Origin of the sequence: Mycobacterium sp. AMU20-3851, from assembly GCF_043974665.1 — a bacterium.
GTDB lineage: Bacteria > Actinomycetota > Actinomycetes > Mycobacteriales > Mycobacteriaceae > Mycobacterium.
This window is the reverse complement of record NZ_CP146371.1, coordinates 5004224-5027141: the sequence shown is the minus strand read 5'-3', so window position 1 is coordinate 5027141 and position 22918 is coordinate 5004224. Positions and strand designations below refer to the sequence as shown.

The 22918-nt window shown below is 68.8% G+C and carries 25 protein-coding genes; 11 read left to right on the top strand and 14 right to left on the bottom strand.

Going from position 1 to position 22918, the window contains the following annotated elements:
* Positions 1–2: 2 nt before the first annotated feature.
* The gene (locus V4U86_RS24010) at positions 3–452 is read left to right on the top strand and encodes a DUF5078 domain-containing protein (protein ID WP_395308362.1); all 450 of its coding nucleotides are present in this window, start codon (positions 3–5) and stop codon (positions 450–452) included.
* A 95-nt stretch (positions 453–547) separates the two neighbouring features.
* Here the strand turns inward: V4U86_RS24010 and V4U86_RS24005 are convergent, their stop codons facing one another.
* From V4U86_RS24005 to V4U86_RS23995, 3 genes are all read right to left on the bottom strand, one after another.
* Positions 548–1120: a TetR/AcrR family transcriptional regulator gene (locus V4U86_RS24005; protein WP_395308361.1), complete on the bottom strand. Its 573-nt coding sequence runs from the start codon at positions 1118–1120 to the stop codon at positions 548–550.
* 5 nt (positions 1121–1125) lie between these two features.
* Positions 1126–1497 carry a VOC family protein gene (locus V4U86_RS24000; RefSeq protein ID WP_395308360.1) on the bottom strand — a complete coding sequence of 124 codons (372 nt, stop codon included), beginning with the start codon at positions 1495–1497 and terminating at the stop codon, positions 1126–1128.
* Between the two features lie 73 nt (positions 1498–1570).
* Positions 1571–2956 carry a PucR family transcriptional regulator gene (locus V4U86_RS23995; RefSeq protein ID WP_395308359.1) on the bottom strand — a complete coding sequence of 462 codons (1386 nt, stop codon included), beginning with the start codon at positions 2954–2956 and terminating at the stop codon, positions 1571–1573.
* 160 nt (positions 2957–3116) lie between these two features.
* On the opposite strand from V4U86_RS23995, the gene V4U86_RS23990 reads away from it, so the two are divergent.
* Genes V4U86_RS23990 through V4U86_RS23970 form a run of 5 tightly spaced genes read left to right on the top strand, consistent with a single transcriptional unit; the run spans position 3117 to position 7869 of the window.
* Positions 3117–4589, top strand: coding sequence for an APC family permease (locus tag V4U86_RS23990; protein ID WP_395308358.1), 1473 nt, complete (start codon positions 3117–3119; stop codon positions 4587–4589).
* Positions 4586–5287, top strand: coding sequence for an SDR family NAD(P)-dependent oxidoreductase (locus V4U86_RS23985; RefSeq protein WP_395308357.1), 702 nt, complete (start codon positions 4586–4588; stop codon positions 5285–5287). Before V4U86_RS23990 ends, V4U86_RS23985 begins: the two co-directional genes overlap by 4 nt.
* On the top strand, positions 5284–6045 hold the full coding sequence (locus tag V4U86_RS23980; protein WP_395308356.1) for an SDR family NAD(P)-dependent oxidoreductase: 762 nt from the start codon (positions 5284–5286) through the stop codon (positions 6043–6045). Before V4U86_RS23985 ends, V4U86_RS23980 begins: the two co-directional genes overlap by 4 nt.
* A complete protein-coding gene (gene speB / locus V4U86_RS23975; RefSeq protein ID WP_395308355.1) occupies positions 6042–7031 on the top strand; it encodes an agmatinase in 990 nt (329 codons plus the stop codon). The genes V4U86_RS23980 and speB overlap by 4 nt, the downstream gene beginning before the upstream one ends.
* Positions 7024–7869: a polysaccharide deacetylase family protein gene (locus V4U86_RS23970; protein ID WP_395308354.1), complete on the top strand. Its 846-nt coding sequence runs from the start codon at positions 7024–7026 to the stop codon at positions 7867–7869. Before speB ends, V4U86_RS23970 begins: the two co-directional genes overlap by 8 nt.
* 73 nt (positions 7870–7942) lie before the next feature.
* On the opposite strand, the gene V4U86_RS23965 is transcribed toward V4U86_RS23970, so the two are convergent.
* From V4U86_RS23965 to V4U86_RS23955, 3 genes are all read right to left on the bottom strand, one after another.
* Positions 7943–10042: an FUSC family protein gene (locus V4U86_RS23965; protein ID WP_395308353.1), complete on the bottom strand. Its 2100-nt coding sequence runs from the start codon at positions 10040–10042 to the stop codon at positions 7943–7945.
* 5 nt (positions 10043–10047) lie between these two features.
* Positions 10048–10917, bottom strand: coding sequence for an SDR family oxidoreductase (locus V4U86_RS23960; RefSeq protein WP_395308352.1), 870 nt, complete (start codon positions 10915–10917; stop codon positions 10048–10050).
* Between the two features lie 73 nt (positions 10918–10990).
* Entirely contained in the window at positions 10991–11905 is a 915-nt protein-coding gene (locus V4U86_RS23955; RefSeq protein ID WP_395308351.1) for a 1,4-dihydroxy-2-naphthoyl-CoA synthase, read from the bottom strand.
* Positions 11906–12010: 105 nt separating this feature from the next.
* Between V4U86_RS23955 and V4U86_RS23950 the strand changes: the two genes are divergently transcribed.
* Positions 12011–12286: a hypothetical protein gene (locus V4U86_RS23950; protein WP_395308350.1), complete on the top strand. Its 276-nt coding sequence runs from the start codon at positions 12011–12013 to the stop codon at positions 12284–12286.
* On the opposite strand, the gene map is transcribed toward V4U86_RS23950, so the two are convergent.
* On the bottom strand, positions 12264–13049 hold the full coding sequence (gene map / locus V4U86_RS23945; RefSeq protein ID WP_395312189.1) for a type I methionyl aminopeptidase: 786 nt from the start codon (positions 13047–13049) through the stop codon (positions 12264–12266). The genes V4U86_RS23950 and map overlap by 23 nt on opposite strands.
* Positions 13050–13138: 89 nt before the next feature.
* Here map and V4U86_RS23940 point away from each other — a divergent pair, with 89 nt between their 5' ends.
* Positions 13139–13405 carry a helix-turn-helix domain-containing protein gene (locus tag V4U86_RS23940; protein WP_395308349.1) on the top strand — a complete coding sequence of 89 codons (267 nt, stop codon included), beginning with the start codon at positions 13139–13141 and terminating at the stop codon, positions 13403–13405.
* A gap of 8 nt (positions 13406–13413) precedes the next feature.
* On the opposite strand, the gene V4U86_RS23935 is transcribed toward V4U86_RS23940, so the two are convergent.
* On the bottom strand, positions 13414–14640 hold the full coding sequence (locus tag V4U86_RS23935) for an FAD-dependent monooxygenase (protein ID WP_395308348.1): 1227 nt from the start codon (positions 14638–14640) through the stop codon (positions 13414–13416).
* Positions 14641–14716: 76 nt separating this feature from the next.
* Between V4U86_RS23935 and V4U86_RS23930 the strand changes: the two genes are divergently transcribed.
* Entirely contained in the window at positions 14717–15253 is a 537-nt protein-coding gene (locus V4U86_RS23930; RefSeq protein ID WP_395308347.1) for a TetR/AcrR family transcriptional regulator, read from the top strand.
* Here the strand turns inward: V4U86_RS23930 and V4U86_RS23925 are convergent.
* The 5 genes from V4U86_RS23925 to fadD8 form a co-directional block, all read right to left on the bottom strand.
* The gene (locus tag V4U86_RS23925; RefSeq protein WP_395308346.1) at positions 15242–15928 is read right to left on the bottom strand and encodes an HAD family hydrolase; all 687 of its coding nucleotides are present in this window, start codon (positions 15926–15928) and stop codon (positions 15242–15244) included. The two genes, V4U86_RS23930 and V4U86_RS23925, sit on opposite strands and share 12 nt — an antisense overlap.
* A gap of 13 nt (positions 15929–15941) precedes the next feature.
* Positions 15942–17180: a GNAT family N-acetyltransferase gene (locus V4U86_RS23920; protein ID WP_395308345.1), complete on the bottom strand. Its 1239-nt coding sequence runs from the start codon at positions 17178–17180 to the stop codon at positions 15942–15944.
* Between the two features lie 10 nt (positions 17181–17190).
* Complete coding sequence (locus V4U86_RS23915) at positions 17191–18396, bottom strand: RNA polymerase sigma factor (protein WP_395312188.1); 1206 nt, start codon at positions 18394–18396, stop codon at positions 17191–17193.
* 73 nt (positions 18397–18469) lie between these two features.
* Positions 18470–18697, bottom strand: a complete 228-nt coding sequence (locus tag V4U86_RS23910; protein ID WP_395308344.1) for a hypothetical protein — start codon at positions 18695–18697, stop codon at positions 18470–18472.
* Between the two features lie 74 nt (positions 18698–18771).
* Entirely contained in the window at positions 18772–20373 is a 1602-nt protein-coding gene (gene fadD8, locus V4U86_RS23905) for a fatty-acid--CoA ligase FadD8 (RefSeq protein WP_395308343.1), read from the bottom strand.
* Positions 20374–20433: 60 nt separating this feature from the next.
* Here fadD8 and V4U86_RS23900 point away from each other — a divergent pair, with 60 nt between their 5' ends.
* Complete coding sequence (locus V4U86_RS23900) at positions 20434–20682, top strand: DUF3253 domain-containing protein (protein ID WP_395308342.1); 249 nt, start codon at positions 20434–20436, stop codon at positions 20680–20682.
* Between the two features lie 6 nt (positions 20683–20688).
* Here V4U86_RS23900 and V4U86_RS23895 read toward each other — a convergent pair whose 3' ends face one another.
* Positions 20689–21141 carry a YciI family protein gene (locus tag V4U86_RS23895; RefSeq protein ID WP_395308341.1) on the bottom strand — a complete coding sequence of 151 codons (453 nt, stop codon included), beginning with the start codon at positions 21139–21141 and terminating at the stop codon, positions 20689–20691.
* Positions 21142–21292: 151 nt separating this feature from the next.
* On the opposite strand from V4U86_RS23895, the gene V4U86_RS23890 reads away from it, so the two are divergent.
* Positions 21293–22915, top strand: coding sequence for an amidohydrolase (locus V4U86_RS23890; RefSeq protein WP_395308340.1), 1623 nt, complete (start codon positions 21293–21295; stop codon positions 22913–22915).
* Positions 22916–22918 lie beyond the last annotated feature (3 nt).

The following is a 22918-nucleotide window of genomic DNA, read 5'->3' as shown; positions in this document are numbered from 1 at the left end:
CCATGCGCCGCAAGAGATTCGCAGTGACCGGTCTGGCTGCCGTCGCCGCCGCCACCTCGCTGGCATTGTCGCCGGCCGCCTCGGCCGACGCCACCGACGAGTACCCGATCCCCAGCAACATGCTCAAGACCACCTGCACCGTCGACCAGTACATGGCCGCGGTGCGGGACACCAATCCGGTGTACTACGAGCGCTACATGATCGACTACAACAACAAGTCGCCCGAGGTGCAGAAGTGGGCCCGGGACCGCATCACGTGGTTCTTCTCCATGGATTACGCGGGGCGCCGGCAGTACTCCGAGGACACCGCCACCAATGCGTTCTACGAGACGCTGGCGTGGAACTGGCCGAACTGGGCCAAGCTGTTCTTCAACAACAAGGGCGTCGTCGCGCACGGCACCAAGAACTGCGCCACCTACCCGCCCGTGGATCCCGGCGTCTGGGTCTGGTAGTCCCGCCCCTTCCCGCCGAAACGTACAAACGGGCGCCGAAGTGCGAACAGCTCCCGCCATTTCGTCAATCTCGGCGTCGGTAGGCGGGCCGGCCCTCACTCGAAATAGGTTGCGGTGCGCAGTAATTGCTGCGCGGCCGCCAGCAGGGTCTGGTGCAGGTCGTCATCGCTGACGTCCTGCACCGCCTTGTCGGTGACGGCGCCGTGGATGCCGTTGGTGACCATCGAGATGATGACCCGGCCGGCCGGGCCGTGGCCGGTGCCGAGCAGCAGGTCGGTGAACCGCTCGATCAGTTCGGTGAGATCGGCGCGCGACTCGATCAGGCTGTCCAGCGCCGGGTCACCGTTGAGCACCGCCGCCCACCGGCGGTTACGCACGCACAACTCGATGAATCCGCTGATGGCGATCTCGCGGCGGGTTTCGGTGTCCTCGACGGCCTCGGCGATCGTCACCACCCGGGCGATGTCGTCGAACATCGGTTGGGCCGCGGCCGCGACGATGTCTTCCTTGGAGTGGAACTGGTAGTAGACCGAGGCCTTACCCACGCCGATGCTGTCGGCGATCATCTGCAGGGTGGTGGCGCCCACACCGTGCTCGCCGAACAGGGTGAGCGCGGCCTCCAGCACCCGTGCTCGTGCCGTGCCGCGCCCCAGCACCGATCTGGCCACGGTCGTCAGTCCCGGATGTCCCGCCGCAGCGGATGGTCGTCGGGCACCTGCACGAAGATCAGCGTGACGCCGTCCGGATCCGAAACGTGCATCTCGTGCAGCCCCCACGGCTCCTGGGTGGCGGCCCGGTCGATCCGCACCCCGCGCTCGGACAGTTCGGTCTGGGCGGCGTACACATCGCGCACCTGCAGCCAGATGGCTCCGCCGGCGGAGGGGCCGCCGTGGCCGGCCAGTTCGATCAGCGACTGCCCGGCGTAGAACACCGTGCCGCCGCCGTACTCCCGCGCGACGGCCAGGCCGATCCGGTCGCGGTAGAACTCAACGGACTTCGGGTAGTCGCCCGGCCGTATCAGCACCCGGCTGGCCAGGATCTCCATACGTCAGTGTCTATCACGGGCCGGACACCTCCAACACCGGTCGGCCCGTTGTGTCGCGACCCGTCGGCAGCCGTCACAGCCGGTCGGCGGCCCGCAGCCCGATCGTGAAGGCCGCCTGGTCCTCGAACTTCAGCGGATCGCGGCCGGTGATCTGGCTGATCCGGGCCAGTCGGTGCCGCACGGTGTTGGTGTGCAGGAACAGCTCGCGGGCGGTATCGATCAGCGAGCCGTTGGCGGCCAGGAACACCCGCAGGGTCCGGACGTGCTGGGTACCGCGGTCGCGGTCGAGTTCGATGAGCGGGTCGATGAGCTGTGTCCGGAACGGCGCGAGCCGGCTCAGCGGCAGGCCCTCGAGCAGGCTGCCGAAGGTGCTGAGCTGGTCGGGTCCGATACTGCCGCCGCGCTGCCGGGCCAGATCCAGTGCGATCCGTGCCTGGCTGATCGAGGAGCCCAGCTCGGTCAGCGGCACCGCGGCCGCATGCCCGGACGGCAGCGACAGATCCGCGGAGATGTCGGCGAGTCGGTTGGTGCCGGTGGTGAGCACCAGGCACACCTCGGGGGCGTCCGCGACCAGCGCATCGGGCAGGGCCATGGACAGCAGCGCGCCGGCGCCGGCCGGCCACGCCGAGCAGTCGATCTCCCGCTCGGCCAGCCCGGGCCAGTCGAGAAGTTGGTGCAGCGCGTCGGGCAGCAGCATCCGGCGCTCCACCAGGGACAGCAGCTGCCCGACCCGTTCCCGGGCCAGCGCGGCCTCGATGTCCCGTTCACCCTGGGCGGCCGCGACGAAACGGGCGATGACCTCCAGGACCGCGGACTCGGGCGGATCGCCGCGTCCGACCCACACCACCGTGCCCATCTCGTCCACCGGGATCGATGCCGGGGATTCGACCGTCGTCCCGGGCGGCTCCAACAGGAAGTAGCAGTCCAGAACCTGCCCGGCCCGGTCCAGAAGCTGGCGCACCGACTCCCGCCGCCGTTGAGAGGAGAGCAGTTCGGGCACCAGGGCGTTGGTGGCGCGGGCGGTGGCGATCGCACCACCGAACTGGAAGTCGGCGATATAGCGGCTGACGGTCGCAAACGGGATCTGCGGCGGCGCGATGAGCAGTGGGAGGCCGGCGCGCAGGCACGCGTCGACCAGGGCCCGGGGGGCGCTGTCGTGCACATCGCCGATTCCGAAGCAGAGCCCGGCCGCCCCGGCCCGGGCCAGCGAATCGACGAAGGTGTCGCAGTCGGCGGGGCTCTGCAGACTGATCCCGACGGTGCAGACGAGCTCCCCGCCGCGCAGGTAGCGGGACGGATCGTGCAGTTCGGTGGTGTGCGACCAGGTGATCGGCCGACTCAGATTCCGGGCGCCGGCACGGTCGGGCGGGTGGACGAGTTGCAGCCCGAGACCGGAGCGCTCCAGCAGATCGTGGAAGGTCGGAGCCTTGACCTGATGGTCAGTCCCCGTCGCGGTCATCAGTTGATCGTAACGTCAGCGTCATCTGAACGGCCCGATTCATTGTGCGATCGTCCAATGGTCGTGTCAGGGGGCGGTGGGTTTGCAGCGTCTTCGTCCCGATCGTTGGCGATCACGTCCGGCGGGCGTGATAGTTCGTCCAACGAGTAGAGGAGCTTCGATGACAACAACCGAGGTTGACGCTCCGCAGGTGTTGCGGCGCGAGTTCTCCCTGTGGTCGGCGTTCGCGTTCGCATTCGCGTTCATCTCGCCGATCGTCGCGCTGTACGGCATCTTCGGTTTGGCGTTGTCCGCGGCGGGGCCCAGCTTCTGGTGGGGATTCGGGCTGGTCTTCGCGGGCCAGTTCCTGGTCGCCCTGGTCTTCGCGATGCTGGTGTCGCGGTGGCCCCTGGAGGGCTCCATCTACCAGTGGTCGCGCCGGTTGTTGGGCACCACCTACGGCTGGTTCGCCGGCTGGGCCTACATGTGGACGCTGGTGATCGCGATGGCCACCGTCGCGTTGGGCGCCGCCGGGTTCACCGCCAACATCCTCGGCATCGAAGCGCCCTCGGGCACCACCCTGGCGCTGATCGCCCTGGTCATCCTGCTGGCCGGCACCGCGGTCAATCTGGCCGGGCGGCAGGCCCTGAAGATCTTCATGCTGGGCAGCATCATCGCCGAGGTGATCGGGTCCGTGGTACTGGGCACCTGGCTGTTGGTGTTCCACCGGCAGAACTCGCTGTCGGTGCTGTTCTCCTGGGGGCAGACGGACTCCGGCATGCCCATGGACACGCTGGCCTACCTGACCGGTCCGTTCATGCTGGCGGTGGCGTTCATCGGTTGGTCGTTCGTCGGATTCGAGAGCGCCGGGTCCATCGCCGAGGAAGTGCACGAACCGCGGCGTTACCTGCCCAAGGCGGTGCTGTTCTCGCTGACCTTCATCTTCATCGTGGTGGCCTACTCCGCCCTGGCGATCATCCTGGCCATCCCGGACCTGGATGCCGTCGCCGAGGGCGCCGTCGGCGATCCGGTGTATGAAACCCTCACCGCCGCACTGGGTCACGGCGTGGCCAAACCCGTCGAGGTGATGTTCGTGATCGGCTTCCTGGCCAGCTTCCTGGCGCTGCAGACCTCCGCGTCCCGGGTGATCTGGGCCTACGCCCGCGACGGTGCGCTGCCGGCCTCCGGTGTGCTGTCCCAGCTGCGCGGCGCGGCCCGCATCCCGCGGGTGGCGATCCTGGTCACCACCGTGGTCGGGGCGATGTTGTTCCTGCTGAGCATCGTCGCCGGGGACGTCTACTCACTGATGGTCAACTTCACCGCCGGCGGGTTCTATCTGGCTTTCCTGTTCCCGCTGATCGGATTCCTGGTGGTGCTGGTGCGTCGCGGGTGGACGCCGGGCAACTTCTCGCTGGGCCGCTTCACGCTGCCGGTCGCGGTGGTGGCCGTGGTGTGGGCAGTGCTGCAGTTCCTCAACATCTCCTGGCCGCGGGTGGCTTTCGACCAGCGGTACCTGGACTGGTCGGTGTGGATCGGGATCGGGGCGTTGTTGGTGCTCGGGACGGCGATCCTGGTGACGGTTCGGGACCGGATCGTGGCGGCCGCCGTGATCGAGGAAGCCGAGGAACGCGACGAGTTGGCCGAGAACCGGTGAGCGATCTCGGGCCGGTAGCTGTGGTCACCGGGGCCGCCAGCGGCATCGGGGCGGCGGCCGCCGCGACCCTGCGCCGCCGTGGGTACCGGGTTGGTGCACTGGATCTGTCCGGCGGCGCCGACGCTGATGTCAGTGTCGCGGTGGATGTCTCGAACGGACGCGCGGTCGCCACCGCGATCGACCGGATCCGTGGTGAGCTCGGGCCGATCAGCGCGCTGGTCACCTCCGCCGGCCACTACGAGACGGGGCGGATCGACCAGATCGACGTGATGTCCTGGCAGCGCATGTTGCGCGTGCATCTGGGCGGGTTGTTCAACGCGGCCCGGGCGTGCCTGCCCGACATGCTGGCCGCCAGGTCGGGCGCGGTGGTCGCGGTGGCCAGTGAACTGGCCGTCGGCGGTGGCGATGAGGAGGCGCACTACGTGGCGGCCAAGGGCGCGATCCTCGGGCTGGTGCGCAGCCTGGCTGCCGAGGTCGCCGGTGCCGGGGTACGGGTCAATGCGGTCGCGCCCGGCCCTACGGATACCCCGCTGCTGAGCGCGGATTCGCCGTGGCGCGCCCAGGCCTACCTGGACACCCTGCCACTGCGTCGGCTGACCACGCCGGCCGAGGTGGCGCGCTGCATCGAATTCCTGGTCTGTGACGGGACATTCAGTGTCGGCGACGTCGTCAACGTCAACTCGGGAGCGGTGATATGACGATGCTGGACGGCCGTGTCGCGCTGGTGACCGGCGCTGCGCAGGGGATGGGTGCGGCGCACGCAAGACGGCTGGCCGCCGCCGGAGCAACAGTGGCGGTCAACGACATTCGGGGCGGAGCAGTCCTCGACGCGCTGGCCGCCGAGATCGGCGGGGTGGCGGTGCCCGGTGATGTCGCGGACCCGTCGGAGTGCCGTCGGATCGCCGCCACGGTGGCCGAGACCACCGGTCGGCTCGATGTGCTGGTCGCCAACCACGCCTACATGACGATGGCACCGTTCCTCGACCACGATGAGCAGGACTGGTGGCGCATCGTGGACACCAACCTGGGCGGCACCTTCCATCTGGTGCAGGCGGTGCTGCCGCACATGCGCCGCCGCGGGGAGGGCCGCATCGTGGTGATCTCCAGTGAATGGGGGGTCACCGGATGGCCCGAGGCCACCGCCTATTCCGCGGCCAAGGCCGGGTTGATCGCCTTGGTCAAGGGCCTGGGCCGGGAACTCGCGCCCGAGGGCATCATCGTCAACGCGGTCGCACCCGGGGTCACCGACACCCCGCAGCTGCAGGTGGACGCGGATGCGGCCGGAGTCGACCTGGCGGTGATGCACGCCCGCTACGCCGCGGGGATCCCGCTGGGCCGGATCGGTGTCGCCGACGAGATCTCCGCGGCGGTGGAATTGCTGGCCGACTTCGAGGTGGCGGCCATCGTCGGACAGGTGATCGCGTGTAACGGCGGAACGGCCCGGGTGCGGGCATGACAGAAGGAGATCGGGTGGGAAGCCAGCCGTATGTGCTTTCGGCACAAGGTAAAACGGGGCAGGTCGATGCGACGGCGGTGCCGCGCTATGCCGGTCTGGCCACCTTCGCGCGGCTGCCGCAGTTGCGGGAGGTGCTCGATTACGACATCGCGGTGGTCGGGGTGCCCTTCGACAGCGGGGTCACCTACCGGCCCGGCGCCCGGTTCGGACCGGCCGCGATCCGGGAAGCCTCCCGCCTGCTCAAGCCCTACAACCCGGCACTGGACGTCAGCCCGTTCGCCCAGGCCCAGGTCGTCGACGCCGGCGACATCGCGGCCAACCCCTTCCACATCGACGAAGCGGTGAACCAGGTGCGCGAAGGTCTGGCCGCGCTGCTGACCAGACCGGAGCAGCGCGTCGTCATGCTCGGCGGTGACCACACCATCGCGTTGCCGGCCCTACAGGCGGTCAACCGGGTGCACGGCCCGGTGGCGCTGGTGCACTTCGACGCGCACCTGGACACCTGGGACACCTATTTCGGCGCGCCCTGCACGCACGGCACCCCGTTCCGGCGGGCCGTCGAGCAGGGTCTGCTGGTGAAGGATCGCTCGGCGCACATCGGCATCCGGGGCTCGCTGTACGACCGGGCCGACCTGCTCGACGACGAGTCGCTGGGATTCACCATCGTGCACTGCCGCGATCTGGACCGCATCGGATTCGACGGTGCGGTGCAACGGATCCGGGACCGCGTCGGCGATCACCCGGTGTACGTGTCCATCGATATCGACGTGCTGGATCCGGCCTTCGCACCGGGCACCGGCACACCGGAGATCGGCGGTATGACCAGCCGGGAACTGGTGGCGATCCTGCGCGGCATGCGCGGGTTGAACATCGTCGGCGCCGATGTGGTGGAGGTGGCGCCCGCCTACGACGGGGGTGACATCACCGCGGTGGCCGCGGCCAACCTGGCCTACGAACTGATCACCCTGATGGCCGACGATGCCTGAGAACTTCTGGCCGGAAGGCAAGACCGCGGCGGCCGCGTTCACCTTCGATGTGGACGCCGAGTCGGCGGTGCTGTGGGGCGACGACGGCACGGTGGCCGCCCGCATGAGTGTGCTGAGCCACCAGGCCTACGGTCCGCTGGTGGGCATCCCGCGCATCCTCGATCTGCTGGACCGCCACCAGATTCCGTCCACGTTCTTCGTGCCCGGGCATACCGCGCATCGTTATCCCGAGGCAGTACGGTCCATCGTCGCCGCCGGCCACGAGATCGCCCACCACGGCTATCTGCACGAGCAGCCCACCGCGCTGACCCTGGAGCAGGAGATCTCCGCGCTCGACCGCGGGCTGGAGGCGCTGGCCGAGGTCGCCGGGGTGCGCCCGCTCGGATACCGCGCCCCGATGTGGGACCTGTCCTGGCGCACACCGGAATTGCTGGCCGAACGTGGCTTCCTGTACGACTCCTCGCTGATGGACGCCGACCTGCCCTATGAGCTCGCGGTGGGGGACCGGTCGCTGGTGGAGATCCCGATCCAATGGGCGCTCGACGACTGGGAGCAGTACTGCTATCTGCCCGACATCTCCGGCTCGGGATTGATCGAGAGTCCGCGCAAGGCCCGCGAGCTGTGGCAGCTGGAGTTCGACGCGCTGCGCCGGGTGGGGGCGTGCTGGGTGCTGACCGGTCATCCGTTCCTGTCCGGACGGGCTTCGCGCGCAGCGGAACTCGGTGATCTGATGCGCTACGTGACCGAGCATACGCAGGTGTGGACCACCAGTCTCGGTGCGATCGCCGAGCATGTGCGCACCCTGCGGTTGCCCCCGCGCAGCATCACACCTCCCTGACCCTTCCCGCGAGCGTGCGTGTCTGCGGCCGACACACCGCGCGCGACGGGGAGTTTCCGCACGCTCGGCGGACTCAGCCGCGCGGATAGAGCAGTTCGAGCTCGCCGAGGTGCGCGGCCACGGTGAGCAGCGGCAGCGCGGCAGACACCGCGAGTTCGTCGCGGCCGGCCTCGGCGCGCAGCGCGAGCACGAAGTCATCGCTGATCGGGATGCGTGCCCCACCTTCGGCGCACACCATGTCGGCATGCAGCTCGAGCAGTTCGCGGGTCCGCGGATACACCCCGAGCGGCGGCGGCACCACGTCGGCCACCAGCTCGGCGGCCGCCCGCAGACGCACCGCCCGGTTGGCCGCCCGCACGATGGGTGCCCGCACGTCGTCCTGGCTGTTCTCCGAAAGATATTGCCGCACCGCATCATCGAGCACCCTGCTGGCCTCCAGGGCGCTGCGGCTCAATGAGAACACCCGGTCGTCGGCGGCCTCGGAAGCCCCTCGGATCACCCGGTGTACCGCCGCCTTGAGCAACGCCGCGCCCGCCGCGCGGGCGGAGTCCACCGCCCGGGACACCGGCGCCGATGCGCCGCGGGGCCACAACAACACCGACACCGTGACACCGACCAGCGCGCCGACCACGACGTCCTCCACGCGGATCAGACCCACCGCCCAACCCGACGGCTGGATGAGATTGAAGATGATCAGCACCATCATCGTGAACGCGGCCTGCCCGGCGATGAAGGACGCCACCTCCGGGACGAACGCCGAACCGAACGCCACCGCCGGCAGCAGGATCCACATCACCACCGGATCGACGCCCACCAACTCGATCACCGCGACGCCCAGCCCGAATCCGATTGCGGTGCCCGCCACCGCGCGCACCACCCGGGTGCCGGTGGTGAGTGCACTACTGCGCAAGACCGACAGCGCCCCGAGGACCACCCAGAATCCGTGTTCCACCGGAAACGCGTGTGTCACCGCGACCGCCAGGGCCAGTCCCAGCCCGGTGCGCAGGCTGTTGCGCACCACCAGGGCTCGGGTGGCCAGGTAGCCCTTGGTGATCTGCGCGACGGCCGTGGTCTCGGGCATCACCCAGTCCGCGGCACCGGTCCGGGGCAGCCGGCGCCCCAGCACCCGGGCCCACACCGGCCGGGCGTCGGCCAGGGCCGCGTTGCGGATGATGCGTCCGGTGACCCCGACAGTGGCCGAGAACGTGCGGCGCCCCAACAGGGTTCGGCCGACCTGCACCGCGGTCGCGTCGTCGGGCACGCCGAGGATCTGTTCGATGTCCTCCCGGTACCGGCCCCGGGCGATCAGCCGCAGGTCGGCCAGGGCGTCGTCGAGTTCGGCGCTGCGGGTGGCCCGCTGCTTCGGAGCGGAGACGTCCAGCACGGCTGCGCTGTTGCGCAACACCGCGACGATGGGCGGCAACAGATCACCGAGGGCGGCGCCGGTCCGGTCGGTGATCCGGTCGGACAGCCAGCCGAGGTCGTCGACGACGCGCACCAGTGCGCGGCTGCCCGCGGTCAGGGCCACCGGGCGGAAGTCGGCGTTGACGAAGTTGGCCCACAGCGCGTTCATCGCCCGGGTGACATCCCTGGTGGACCCGACGCCCTCCAGACAGTCGGTGAGCGCCCGGCACACGTTTGCTGCGTGCATGCGCAACTCGTCGTGATGCTGCGGGGGCAGCAGGAACAGCGCCGCCGGGACACAGACCACCAGCGCGATCAGCCACCCCGTCAGCCGTTCGCCGATGGGCCCCGGCGGTGTGCAGGCCGGCAGCACGAAGGTCAGCAGGGTGGCCCGCTGCCCGGCGGCCACCGTCTCGCTGAGCACCCCGCTGAACATCACCGTGACACCCAGGACGAACATCAACCCGACCGCGAGCCAGGGGTGCGGTGCCACCAGGGTGCCGACGGTGATCAGCACAGCGCCGTTGAAACCCAGCCCGCCGTAGGCCAGGGCACGCGACGACCGGTTGCCGGGGAAATCGGCCACGATCAGCAGGGCCACCGAACCGAAGATGGCGAACATCGGGGCCTGGGTGCCGCCGGCGGCCACGAAGCTGACGGCCGCCGCGAGGGGAACGACGATCGCGGCCCGGATGGCGCGGCGCAGCGCGTCGTACTCGGGGTCGCGCTGCGCGATCCAGTCCCGAGCCAGCTTCAGCGCCGACGGCACGGCGATCAGGACGGCTCGGTGACGCCGCGCTTCATGATGACGCCCAGCAGGCCGGGTGCCACGCTGTCGATGGCCTTGGCGGTCACCGCCATTCGCGGTGCGATGCGCACCGGCCGGGTGCGGGCCGCGGTGACCATCCACTCGGCGGCCTCCTCGGCGGACAGACCCGGCATCGCCACGAACTCCTTGGTCGGCTCGATCATCGGGGTCTTCACCAGCGGGTAGTAGAGCGTCGTGGAGTGCACGCCCTTGCCCGACCACTCGGTCTCGGCGACCCGGCTCACCGCGGTCAGCGCGGCCTTGGACGCCTGGTACGCGCCGAACAGCGGTGAGGATTCGTTCATCACGCCCCAGGTCGAGACGTTGATGACGTGCCCGTCCCCGCGTTCGACCATGCCCGGTACCAGCGCCCGCATCAACCGCAGCGGCGCATAGTAATTCAGCGTCATGGTGCGTTCCAGATCGTGCCAACGCTCCAGCGATTCCAGCAGCGGGCGACGGATGGACCGGCCGGCATTGTTGACCAGGATGTCGACGCCGCCGTGGCTTTCCAGCACCCGGGCCGACAGCGCGTCGACGGCATCGAGATCGGACAGATCGGCGGTCACCGCCTCGGCGATGCCGCCGTCGCCGCGGATCCCGGCGGTGACGTCCTCAAGCAGGTCGGCCCGCCGGGCGACCAGGATGACACTGGCGCCGAGCTTGGCGAGCCGCACCGCCGACGCCGCGCCGATGCCTGAGGACGCGCCGGTGATCAGGATGCGCTTGCCCCGCAGTTCGACCTCGGGGCCGCGGCCCAGGTATTCGGTCAGCGGCGGCCGCATGCTCGTCAGCATCACCTGGTCGGTCAGCCGGCGCAGTGGGTTCTTGCTCACGCCGCCGAGTCTAGAGAGTGCGATTTCGGCGCGTTACGGACGTCTCGCGCAGGGGAGCGCGCCGAATCGCTGCTCAGAAGTAGCGGGGGAAGCCACTCCAGTCGGGGTCACGCTTTTCCAGGAAGGCGTCGCGGCCCTCCACGGCCTCATCGGTCATGTACGCCAAACGCGTTGCCTCACCGGCATACACCTGCTGGCCCACCAGTCCGTCGTCGATCAGGTTGAAACCGAACTTCAGCATCCGGATGGCTTGCGGGGACTTGCCGTTGATCTCGGCGGCCCACTGCAGGCCGGCGTTCTCCAGCTCGGCGTGGTCGACGACCTCGTTCACCGCGCCCATCTGGTACATGGTCGCCGCGTCATAGGACCGGCCGAGGAAGAAGATCTCGCGGGCGAATTTCTGGCCGGTCTGCCGCGCCAGGTAGGCACTGCCGAAGCCGCCGTCGAAGCTGCCCACGTCGGCGTCGGTCTGCTTGAACCGGGCGTGTTCGCGGCTGGCCAGGGTCAGGTCGCAGGTCACGTGCAGGCTGTGCCCGCCGCCGGCCGCCCAACCGTTGACCAGGCAGATCACCACCTTGGGCATGAACCGGATGAGCCGCTGCACCTCGAGGATGTGCAGTCGTCCGGCGCGGGCCGGGTCCACCGTCTCAGCCGTCTCACCGTCGGCGTACTGGTAGCCGGTGCGTCCCCGGATGCGCTGGTCGCCGCCCGAGCAGAAGGCCCAGCCGCCGTCCTTGGCCGACGGGCCGTTGCCGGTCAGCAGGATGACGCCGACGTCGGGCGACATCCGGGCGTGGTCGAGCACCCGGTAGAGCTCGTCTACGGTGTGCGGCCGGAAGGCGTTGCGCACCTCGGGTCGGTCGAAAGCGATCCGGACGGTGGGTTGCGGCACCCCGTCAGCGACGTGCCGGTGGTAGGTGATGTCGGTCAGCTCGAAGCCGGCCACAGGCTGCCAGAGGGACGGATCGAACGGGTTGTCGGTGCTCACGGAGTCGACTGTATCGGCTGTGATCCACCCGATGATTGGATCGCACCCCTGCGGGGTACAAAGGTCGGGACGATGCGTATGGGACGCACGAGGTAGGAGAGCACGATGAAGCGGTCGGCAAGTGTGTTGCTAGCGGGTATGGCGGTCGGCGCCGTGCTGGTCGGGTGCTCGCCGTCGGTCACCGGTGGCGACACCAAGTGCGAGGACTTCATCGGCTCGGACGAGAAGACACAGAACGAAGCGATCTCGAAGATGCTCAAGGACGAGAAGGGCGCCGACGCCGCGCAGCTGGAGGTCACCGGCACCCGGCTGGCGGTCCAGACCTGGTGTCAGACGGTCGGCACCCCGGAGGCGAAGATCAAGGAAGCCCCGCACCTGTAAGGGGCCGGGTCAGGACCTGCGGTGCGCCGTCGGTGACGGCAATGGTGTGTTCGGAATGGGCGGTGCGCGAGCCGTCGGCGGACCGGATGGTCCAGCCGTCGGGGTCGTAGACGATCTTGCTGGTGCCCTGGGCGAACCAGGGCTCCAGGGCGAGGGTCAATCCCGGGCGTAGCACCAGCCCGCGTCCGGCGCGTCCCCGATTGGAGACGTGCGGGTCCTCATGCATGGTGCGGCCGAGCCCGTGCCCACCGAAGTCGGTGTTCACCGGGTAGCCGTACTCGTCGGCGACCGCGCCGATGGCCGCGGAGATGTCACCGAGCCGGCCACCGGGCAGGGCCGCCGCGATCGCGGTGGCCAGCGCACGCTCGGTCGCCTCGATCACCCGTTGATCCTGCGGCCGTGGCGTGCCGACGATCAGGCTGCGCGCCGAGTCCGCCACCCAACCGTCGATCGAGACGGCGATGTCCATACTCAGCAGGTCTCCGTCGCGAAGCGTGTAATCGTGCGGAAGTCCGTGCAGCACTGCGTCATTCACCGACAGACAGATGACGTTGCGGAACGGCCCGCGACCGAACGAGGGCGCGTAGTCCCAGTAGCAGGACACCGCGCCGCGGTCCTCGATCAATGCCCGGGCCCGGTATTCGAGGTCGAGCAGGTTGACGCCCACCGCGGCGCGCGCCTGCAGGTCGTCGAGCAGTCCGGCGATGAACGCCCCGGTGGTGCGCATGGCCTCGATCTCTCGCGGCGTCTTCAGTTCCAGCACCCGCACGCTTCCTCTCCGTGATCCGGTATAGAAATACCACGGTAGCGGACGTGACGGTATTTTCATACCGCGTGACGTATCCTCGGTGCATGGTCCGCTCGCCCCTGACTCCGCAGCAACGCGCCGCCGGCCGGCGGCTCGGCGCCTTCCTGCGGGCGCGCCGGGGCGAGCGCCGCCCCGACGAGGTCGCGCATGCGGCGGGAATCTCCCCGGAGACGCTGCGCAAGATCGAGACCGGGCGCCTGGCCACACCCGCCTTCACGACGGTGGCCGCGCTTGCAGCGGTGCTCGGCATCGCACTGGACGACCTGGCCAGGATCTGTCTGCCTGAGCAGGACCTCACACGCACCGGATAGCTGGTCGGTCAGGCACTGCCCGTCCCGGTGGAAAAGGCAGAGCCGTACTCCGGCACCCTGATCGAGTCGTAGAGCCGAATACCCTTGCGGTTGAGTCCGGCCAGCGCGTCGGTAAGCGGCCGGGGCAGCGCTGAGACCAACCGCATGCCGCCGATGAACGACCGCACACCCAGCGGCGAGGACGGCAGGATGCTCTTTGCCACGTTCTTGGCGAGCACGCGGGCGCCCAGCACCGGCTCCCGCATCACATTCTCGTAGGCGGGAAACGCCGTGGTGTGGTCACCGTCGGCCGCGGCCAGCTCACCGGCCAGGATGTATGCGCCGATCACCGCGAGGCTGGTGCTACCGCCGACGGCGGGGCCGGGACAGTATCCGGCGTCGCCGACGAGGGTGACCCGGCCGCGCGACCAGCTGGTGAGCTGGAGCTGGGTGATGGCGTCGAAGTAGAACGCCGGTGTGCGTCCGAGTTCGTCGAGCCAGCCGTCGACCTCGGCGCTCATGCCGGCGAAGCGTTCGGTCAGCTGGCGTTGCTGAGCCGCGGTATCGCGGTGGTCATGGTGAAACGGTCCCGCCGGCCGGAACAGGAACACCGCCCGGGCGTCATCGAGATGGTCTGCGGTGTAGATCATCGCCGTCCGGTCGATGTCGATGTAACCCGTCATCTCACCCGCGGTGACCAACGATTTGGGCAGCGACACCACCGACAGGTACGCACCCAGGAACTCGGTGTGCCCGGAGTCCTCTCCGAACACCAACTGCCGCACGCCCGAATGCAATCCGTCGGCGCCGATGACCAGATCGAACTTCCGCGACCCGGCGCCGGCGAACTCGACCCGTCCGTCCGGATCGATCGCGGTCAGGTGGTCACCGAATAGGTACTCGATATCGTCGCGGCCGGCGTCGTAGAACATCTGGCTCAGGTCGTCGCGCATGATCTCGACATGGCGGGCCGAGATCGTCGAGGACAGCTTGCCGTAGTCGATGTGCGTCGGCCGGCCCCTGCCCGGGCGGCGGAAGGTGATGCGGTTGGTGCCGGTGGCGTGCGCCAGAACCGCGTCCGACACGCCCATCTGCTCGGCGATGTCCATGGCGGGACCGAACAGGTCGATGGCGTGGCCGCCGGTCTTGCGCAGGTGTGGAGCGCGTTCGACCACGGTGACTTCGAATCCGCGCCGGGTCAACCAGTAGCCAAGCACCGGTCCCGCGATGCTGGCCCCCGAGATGAGCACGTGCATGACATTCTCCTTACTTAACGATAGGTAAGTGGTCGGCCATCAGCTTACTTAACGATCGGTCAGTTAGGCTGGGTACGTGAGCGTGCCCCGACCGGACACCCGGCAGAAGATCCAGGATGTCGCCCGCGAGCTGTTCGCGGAGAAGGGGGTGCAGCGCACCAGCCTGCAGGACATCGCCGCCCGGCTCGGCATCACCAAACCGGCGCTGTACTACCACTTCGCATCCAGAGAAGACCTGGTGCGCAGCATCGTCCAGCCGCTGGTGGACGGGGGAGAAGACTTTGTCGCCCGCTGCGAACAGGCCGGCCACCTGACGCCTGCGCAGCTGCTCGGGGAGTATTTCGACTACTTCCATGCCCACCGGGTCGACCTGGTCACGGTGGTTTCCGAGCTCAGCACCATCGCGAATCTCGGTCTGATCGACAGCATGCTGGCCTGGCGGGAACGCCTCGGCCGGGTGATCTTCGGACCGGATCCGACGCTCGATCAGTCGGTACGTTCGGTGATCGCGCTCGGCGGGCTGCAGGACTGCTGCCTGCAGTTTCCCGATGCGCCGACCGACGAGTTGCGGGACCGGGCGGTGGCGGCGGCGCTGGCGGCGCTATTCGGCTAGCTCGAGGCGAATCCCGTGGGTCCGCAGGGCCGCGATCAGGCCGTCCGGCCGTTGCGCCGTCGGGAGCGGATCGACCAGCGCGAAGCCGCACCCCACCGCGCGGGCCCCGCCGTCGGCCTCCTCGCTGTCACCGACCATCAGTGCCTGCGCGGCGTCGACACCGAGCCGGGTGAGCGCGGTCTGGAAGATCGCCGGATCCGGTTTCACCGCACCGACTTCGAAGGACAGCACGTACTCGTCGACCGGCGCGCCCGCGGCCGCGAGTGCGGGGCGCAGATCGAATGCGATGTTCGACACCACCGCAGTCCTGATACCGGCGGCGCGCAGGCCGTTCAGGGTCTCGGCGGTATCGGGATACGGGGTCCAGGACGCGGGGTCGACCAGCTTGGGATACAGCGCCGCGGCATCCTCGCCGGTGAGCCCGGATTCCCGCAACACGTGCAGATAGGCCTCCCGGTGCAGATGCGGCTCCAGGTCGCGGTTGGCCCAATTGTGCTGCTGCTCTTCCGACATCGGTACCGAGCTGCCGGTCGGCGCGGTCACCCGGCGCATCAGCTCGGCCTGCACGTGGCCGTCCACCACCTGCTCGTCCACGGTGATGCCGGCGAACCAACTGTCGTCTTCCTCGAGCCGGAACAGCGTGCCGGAGAAATCGAAGAGCACAGCGCGGATCACGGGGGAGTCCTCTCTAGAAATGGTCGGGGATGGCCGGCGCGACCGGCCAGCCGAACGCCGCGGCCGCGCGGTGCGCCGAACCGGGGGTGCGTTCGGCGACCAGACCGGCCGTGACCAGTTGCGACACACTGACCCCGCCCAGATAGATGGCGCCGAGATCGCGCGCCGAGATGGTGAGATCCGCTGGTGTGGTGGTCTTCTCGCACTCCGCTCCGTCGATGTCGGCGCGCAGCCGGTACCCGCCGGCGTTCCACGGGCAGAATTCGTCCCGCACGTCCAGCACGATGTCGACGGGGCAGGCGTACCGGCGCAGTGCGAGGGCACGGTCCACCTCGACCAAGCGGACGAATACCCCGTCCTGCAGCCGGCATTGCAGTGCCCGCGGGTCGGCCACCAGCTGACGCAACGGGTCGTCGACCGCCGCACCGTCGAACGTGATGCTGCGCACCAGGTCCATCTCCAGCAGGAAACGCCAAAGCCGGGCGTAGGCACGGGGATTCGTGGCACGTACCTCCGCGATGTGTAGTTCGGCGTTGGGTCCGGTGCTCGACCAGGAGGACTTGGGCCGGTAGATGGCGTACCCGGTCGGGCTGCCGTCGGGCTCATGGTGCAGCGCGAACCGGATCCGGCCACTGTCCCTGCGCCGGGCCTCGTTGTCGTAGATCACGTCGTCCCACCACGGCCGCGGCCGGCTCATCCGTCCGGGCAGCGCGGGCAGAACCCGGTCGAAGATCGCCGGACCGTGCGTCATCAGCGTCGCGGCATCGGTCTCGGCCACGGTGCCGGACCCCAGTTCCACCTCGGGCCGGAAGTCCAGGTCGCGAACCTGCCCCGACAACACGGCGTTCTGGCTGGCCATGCCGTACCCGAACCGGCCGTAGATCATCGACTCGGAGGCGAACAGCATGGCCAGCGATTCGTCCTCGCGAGCCCGGATGGTGTCCAGCTGATGGCGCATCATCCGGGTGAGCAGGCCACGGCGACGGTGCGCGGGCGATACGGTCACCACGGTGACCGCGGCGACCGGGACCAGCTCCCCGCCGGGCAGACACACCTCCTTGCGGAAGTCGCCGGCGGTCGCCGCCCACCGGGTCCCATCGTGGAATCCGAACATCCGGTCCAGATCGGTGAACTTGCGGGCCAACGCGAGTTCGTCGGGTTGCGGCTCTTCCAGGAATACCGAGTACAGCGCGGCGGTGAAGGCGGCGTAGTCCTCATCGTCGCGGACGGTGCGCAGAGTCAGGTCAACCACACACTCATGTCTACCGTGCCGCCCCGGAGGCGCGCGCGGCCTTTTTCAGCAGCACCTCGCGCTCGGCCGCGTTGGCGGTCAGCGCGGCAGCGGCGGTGAACTCGGTGGCGGCCTCGGCGTCGCGACCCAACCGCGCCAGGAGTTCACCGCGCACGCTGGGGATCAGGTAGGAATCCGCCAGGCCGACGATGCCGTCCACGATGGGCAGCGCCCGTGCCGGACCGTCGGCCATCGCGATGGCCACTGCCCGGTTGAGCTCCACCACCGGTGACGGCGCGATCTGCAGCAGGGCGTCGTAGAGAGCGACGATGCGGGTCCAGTCCGTGTCGGCGGCGGTCGGGGCCACCGCGTGGCACTCGGCGAGTTCGGCCTGCAGTGCGTACGGCCCGCGCCGCACATCGTGCTGTTCGCGGGCGCGGGCGGCGCGCCGCAACGCGTGGACACCGCGCTGGATCTGGGACCGGTCCCAGCGGGTGCGATCCTGATCTTCCAACAGGATTGGATGACCGTCGGCATCGGTGCGGGCGGCGAACCGGGAAGACTGGAACTCCATCAGGGCGACCAGGGCGTGCACCTCCGGCTCGTCCGGGGTCAGCGCCTGCAGGACCCGACCCAGACGCAATGCCTCACTGCACAATTCGTCGCGTACCCAGCGCTGCCCGGCCGACGCCGAATAGCCCTCGTTGTAGATCAGGTAGATCACCGACAGCACGGCTGACAGCCGTGGCCCGAAGTCGGCCCGGTCGGGGACCTCGAAGGCCGCTCCGGCGAGCGCCTTTTTGGCCCGGGTGATCCGCGCGGCGACGGTGGCCTTCGACGTCAGGAAAGCGCGGGCGATCTCGTCGACGGTCAGCCCGCCGACGATGCGCAGGGTCAGGGCGATCTGCGCCTCCCGTGACAGCGACGGATGCGCGGCGATGAAGATCAGCCGCAGCACGTCGTCGTCGATGCGGTCGGGATCCCAGAGTTCCTCGGTGTGCTGCTCCAGGTTTCGGGCCAATTCCGCGTACTTGGTGTCCAGGCTGTCCTGGCGTCGCCACATGTCGATGGCCTTGCGCTTGGCCACGGTGGTCAGCCACGCCCCGGCATTGCGGGGGACACCGGTGCTCGGCCATTGGGTCAGCGCGTCGACCAGGGCCTCCTGGGCCAGATCCTCGGCCAGCCCGATATCGCCGACGATGCGGGTCAGGGTGGCGACGATCTTGGCCGCCTCCATGCGCCAGACCGCGTCGACGGTGTCGCGTAACTCGGGCACTCCGTCACGTTAGCGCGGGCCACACCGGCGCGGGTCAGGCGTCGGCGGAGTCCTCGGCCTCGGCGCGGAAGAAGAACATGCTGGCCACAAAGCTGGCGAGGGACAGCAGCCCGACCGTGATCGTCAGGCCGATGCGTTCGAAGCCGAAAGTGCCGACACTCATCGCGAATCCGATGATCGCGAGCATGCTCAGGAACAGCGCCCAGGTGCTGAGCGCCTCGGACCGGGCGGGAGGAGCGGCGACAACGGTGCGGTCGTTCATCGGATGGTCCTATCTCGAAGCGGTTAGCGCGTCTGTACCCCACTTTGTCCGGCGCCAATCCCGCTCCGGCAGGATCAGCCCACCGAACGCGCGGCGCCCTCCCAGAACTGCGCGCGGACGGCCTTCTTGTCCGGCTTGCCGAGCGCGGTGATCGGCACCGAGTCGACGACGACGACCTGCTTGGGCACCTGCACCGAGCCCTTGCGCTCCTTCACCGACGCCTGGATCTCCGCGATCATGGTGTCGATCGCGGCGGCGTCGGTCGGGGCGTCGGGGCGCAGCACCACCACGGCCGTCACCGCCTCGCCCCACTTCTCGTCCGGGGTGCCGATCACGCACACCTGTGCGACCGAAGGATGTTCGGCCACAACGTCTTCGACCTCACGCGGGAACACGTTGAAGCCACCGGTGACGATCATGTCCTTGGTGCGGTCGACGATGAAGTAGAAACCGTCGGAGTCCTCGCGGGCCAGGTCGCCGGTGTGCATCCAGCCGTCGCGGAACGTCTCCGCGGTGGCCTCGGGCAGGTTCCAGTAGCCGCCGGACAGCAACGGACCGGCCACACAGATCTCGCCGACCTCGCCCTGGGGCACCGGGTTGCCGTCCTCGCCGAGCAGCGCGACCTTCGCGAACAGGGTCGGTCGGCCACACGAGGTCAGCCGCTTCTCGTCGTGATCCTTCTTCGACAGGTAGGTGATCACCATCGGTGCCTCGGACTGCCCGTAGTACTGGGCGAAGATCGGCCCGAACCGGCGGATGGCCTCGGCCAGGCGCACCGGGTTCATCGCCGAGGCGCCGTAGTACACGGTCTCCAGCGAGGACAGGTCCCGGGTGTGGCTGTCCGGATGGTCCATCAACGCGTAGATCATCGACGGCACCAGCATCGTCGCGGTGATCTTCTGTTCCTCGATGATGCGCAGCACCTCGGCCGGGTCGAACTTGGTCAGCACGATCAGCTCGCCGCCCTTGACGATGACGGGGGTGAAGAACGCCGCGCCGGCATGCGAGAGCGGCGTACACATCAGGAAGCGCGGGTTCTCCGGCCATTCCCACTCGGCCAGTTGCACCGTCGTCATGGTGGTGATCGACTGCGTGGTGCCGATGACGCCCTTGGGTTTGCCGGTGGTGCCGCCGGTATAGGTCAGACCGCCGATGTGATCGGGCGGCAGGTCCGCGGCCACCAGCGGGCGGGCCGGGTACTTCGCCGCCTCGGCGGCCAGGTCCACCGCCACGTCGGACAGTTCGGTCGGGACCGGCCCGATGGTGAGGACCTGCTTGAGCGAGGGCACCTTCTCCAACAATCCCAGCGCCCGCTCGACGAACATCGGCTGCGGGTCGATGATCAGCGATGTGACTCCGGCGTCCGAGAGTACGTAGGCGTGGTCATCCAACGAGCCGAGAGGGTGTAGTGCGGTGCGGCGAAACCCCTGGGTCTGCCCGGCGCCGATGATCATCAGCACCTCGGGACGATTCAGCGACAACAGCCCGACCGCCGCACCGGTACCGGCGCCGAGCGCCTCGAAGGCCTGAATGTACTGGCTGATACGGTCTGCGAGCTCGCCACCGGTCAACGTGGTGTCGCCGAGGAACAGCACCGGCCGGTCCTTGTGGCGCTGCAGCGCGCCGACGGTGAGATGCCCGGAGTGCAGGAAATGGCGGAGCTGCGCGTCACTCATAGCTTCAGATTAGAACGTGTTACAGATTTTGTTTCAAGAGGCCGCGTGTTCACTGGAGTCATGAGCGTCGAAGCCGACCTGCGCCGGGCGATCCTCACGCTGGCCCGCGAACGTGGACCGGACAAGACCATCTGCCCCTCGGATGCCGCCCGCGCGGTCGGCGGGGAGCAGTGGCGCGATCTGATGGAGGACGCCCGCGCCCTGGCGCGGGAACTGGCCCGCCGCGGTGAGGTCGAGATCAGCCAGAAAGGTGAAGTGCTCGACCCCGACGCCCCCTGGCGCGGACCCGTGCGGATCCGCGCCAGATAGCGCGTCCTAGCGGCCGGCCGCCACCCGCGCCGACTGTGCGGCCTTCTCTGCCAGGTCGGCCTTCCACTGGATCTCCTTCTGGATCCACGGGTTGGACGTGTCGAACTCCTCGGTCTCGCTGACCCGGCGGACCTCCAGTCGCACCCCGGGCCCCAGCGGGCACTTGCGCGCCCACTGCTTGGCTTCCTCGACAGAGGAGGTCTCGATGATCCAGAACCCGTTGAACAACTCCTTGGCCTCGGTGTACGGACCGTCGGTGACCACCGGCGGGTCGGCGGCGAAGTCGACGACGAAGCCCTCCTCGGGTTCGCACAGACCCTCACCGGCCAGCATGACGCCCGCCTTGATGAGTTCCTCGTTGTAGCGGCCCATCGACTCGATCACCTCGTTGAAGTCGACGTCGGCGAAGTCCGCGGCGGCGGACGGGTCGACCCGCATGATCATCATGTAGCGCGACATTGTGTTCTCTCCTTGTTCCCTGGTGTGTCCATCGAAGGGCTGTCTGTCGGGCCCTCACCGATACGTCGAACGGAACCACTGGAGAATCGACACGCGCCACGAACTTTTTTCATCGCACGTTCGCCCCCTCGCTGGAACTAACGTTGCCGCCATGCCCAGCCCCCAGCACCCGGCCGATTTGGTGATCACCGGCACCGTCCTCACCGTCGACGAGGCGCGGCCCACCGCGCGCAACGTCGTCGTCGCCCACGGCCGCATCGCGGCGGTGGACGTGCCCGAGGACCAACTGCCGAGCTGGATCGGACCGGACACCACGGTGGTGTCCGCCGGTGACGGCTGTGTGTTGCCCGGATTCGTGGAGGCGCACGGGCACCCGCTGATGGAGGCGGTGGCGTTGTCGGACCGGATGGTCGACATCCGGCCGGTGACGCTGCAGTCGGCCGAGGATGTGGTGGCGGCGGTGCACGCCGAGGTGGCCCGCCGCGGCGCCGACGGTGCGTACCTCAACGGCTGGGACCCGCTGTTGCAGAAGGGATTACCCGATCCGACGTTGGAGTGGCTGGACGGTGTCGCCGACACCCCGCTGGTGATCCTGCACAACTCGGGGCACAAGGCATTCTTCAACACCGCGGCGGCGCGGGCGGTCGGGATCACCCGCGACACCCCGGACCCCGCCGGGGCGCGGTACGGTCGTGACGACGCCGGCGAGCTGGACGGCACCGCGGAGGAATCCGCCGCGGTGTTCTCGTTGATCGGCGGTGTCATCTCGGTCGGTGATTACCCGGCGATGCTGATGGCCGAGTGTGACCGGCTGACCCGGGCCGGCCTGACCACCTGCTCGGAGATGGCCTTCGACCCGATGTTCCGGCCCGTGCTGGCCGCCATGCACGATCGGTTGACGGTGCGGCTGCGTACCTACGAGATGTCCACCGCCGAATTGCACACCGAGGCAGCACCTTTCGACGGCGACGACATGGTGCGCCAGGTCGGCATCAAGATCTGGGTGGACGGTTCACCGTGGGTGGGCAACATCGACCTGACCTTCCCGTACCTCGACACCGAGGCCACCCGCACCATCGGTGTGGTGCCCGGGTCGTGCGGGCACGCGAACTACACCCGCGAGCAGCTCTCCGAGATCGTCGGCGCGTTCTTCCCCAAGGGCTGGCAGCTGGCCTGCCACGTGCACGGCGACGCCGGTGTGGACACCATCTTGGATGTCTATGAGGAGGCACTGCAACGCTGGCCCCGAGAGGATCACCGGCTGCGCCTCGAGCATGTCGGCGCCATCACCGACGAGCAGCTGGAGCGCGCACACGCGCTCGGGGTGACCTGCAGCCTGTTCGTCGACCACCTGCATTACTGGGGCGACGTCATCGTCGACGGCCTGTTCGGGCCGGAGCACGGTGATCGCTGGATGCCGTGCGGGTCGGCGGCCGCGACCGGGATGCGTATCTCCTTGCACAACGATCCACCGGTGACCCCGGAGGAACCGTTGCGCAACATCAGCGTCGCCGCGACCCGGACGGCTCCGAGCGGACGGGTGCTCGGTCCCGACCAGCGCCTGACGGTGGACCAGGCTATCCGGGCGCAGACCATCGACGCGGCGTATCAACTGTTCGCCGACGACCGGCTCGGGTCGATCGAGGTGGGCAAGTATGCCGATCTCGTTGTGCTGTCCGCCGATCCACGCACGGTGGACCCCGAAGAGATCGCCGGTCTGGAGGTCCGCGCGACCTACCTCGCCGGGCGGCTGGTTCATCCGAAAACCGCATGAGTT

Coding starts and splice junctions, on each gene's coding strand:
- V4U86_RS24010 (WP_395308362.1), top strand. CDS start 3: ATGCGCCGCAAGAGATTCGCAGTGACCGGTCTGGCTGCCGTCGCCGCC.
- V4U86_RS24000 (WP_395308360.1), bottom strand. CDS start 1,497: ATGGAGATCCTGGCCAGCCGGGTGCTGATACGGCCGGGCGACTACCCG.
- V4U86_RS23995 (WP_395308359.1), bottom strand. CDS start 2,956: ATGACCGCGACGGGGACTGACCATCAGGTCAAGGCTCCGACCTTCCAC.
- V4U86_RS23990 (WP_395308358.1), top strand. CDS start 3,117: ATGACAACAACCGAGGTTGACGCTCCGCAGGTGTTGCGGCGCGAGTTC.
- V4U86_RS23980 (WP_395308356.1), top strand. CDS start 5,284: ATGACGATGCTGGACGGCCGTGTCGCGCTGGTGACCGGCGCTGCGCAG.
- speB (WP_395308355.1), top strand. CDS start 6,042: ATGACAGAAGGAGATCGGGTGGGAAGCCAGCCGTATGTGCTTTCGGCA.
- V4U86_RS23970 (WP_395308354.1), top strand. CDS start 7,024: ATGCCTGAGAACTTCTGGCCGGAAGGCAAGACCGCGGCGGCCGCGTTC.
- V4U86_RS23950 (WP_395308350.1), top strand. CDS start 12,011: ATGAAGCGGTCGGCAAGTGTGTTGCTAGCGGGTATGGCGGTCGGCGCC.
- V4U86_RS23940 (WP_395308349.1), top strand. CDS start 13,139: ATGGTCCGCTCGCCCCTGACTCCGCAGCAACGCGCCGCCGGCCGGCGG.
- V4U86_RS23935 (WP_395308348.1), bottom strand. CDS start 14,640: ATGCACGTGCTCATCTCGGGGGCCAGCATCGCGGGACCGGTGCTTGGC.
- V4U86_RS23915 (WP_395312188.1), bottom strand. CDS start 18,396: ATGGAGGCGGCCAAGATCGTCGCCACCCTGACCCGCATCGTCGGCGAT.
- V4U86_RS23910 (WP_395308344.1), bottom strand. CDS start 18,697: ATGAACGACCGCACCGTTGTCGCCGCTCCTCCCGCCCGGTCCGAGGCG.
- fadD8 (WP_395308343.1), bottom strand. CDS start 20,373: ATGAGTGACGCGCAGCTCCGCCATTTCCTGCACTCCGGGCATCTCACC.
- V4U86_RS23900 (WP_395308342.1), top strand. CDS start 20,434: ATGAGCGTCGAAGCCGACCTGCGCCGGGCGATCCTCACGCTGGCCCGC.
- V4U86_RS23895 (WP_395308341.1), bottom strand. CDS start 21,141: ATGTCGCGCTACATGATGATCATGCGGGTCGACCCGTCCGCCGCCGCG.
- V4U86_RS23890 (WP_395308340.1), top strand. CDS start 21,293: ATGCCCAGCCCCCAGCACCCGGCCGATTTGGTGATCACCGGCACCGTC.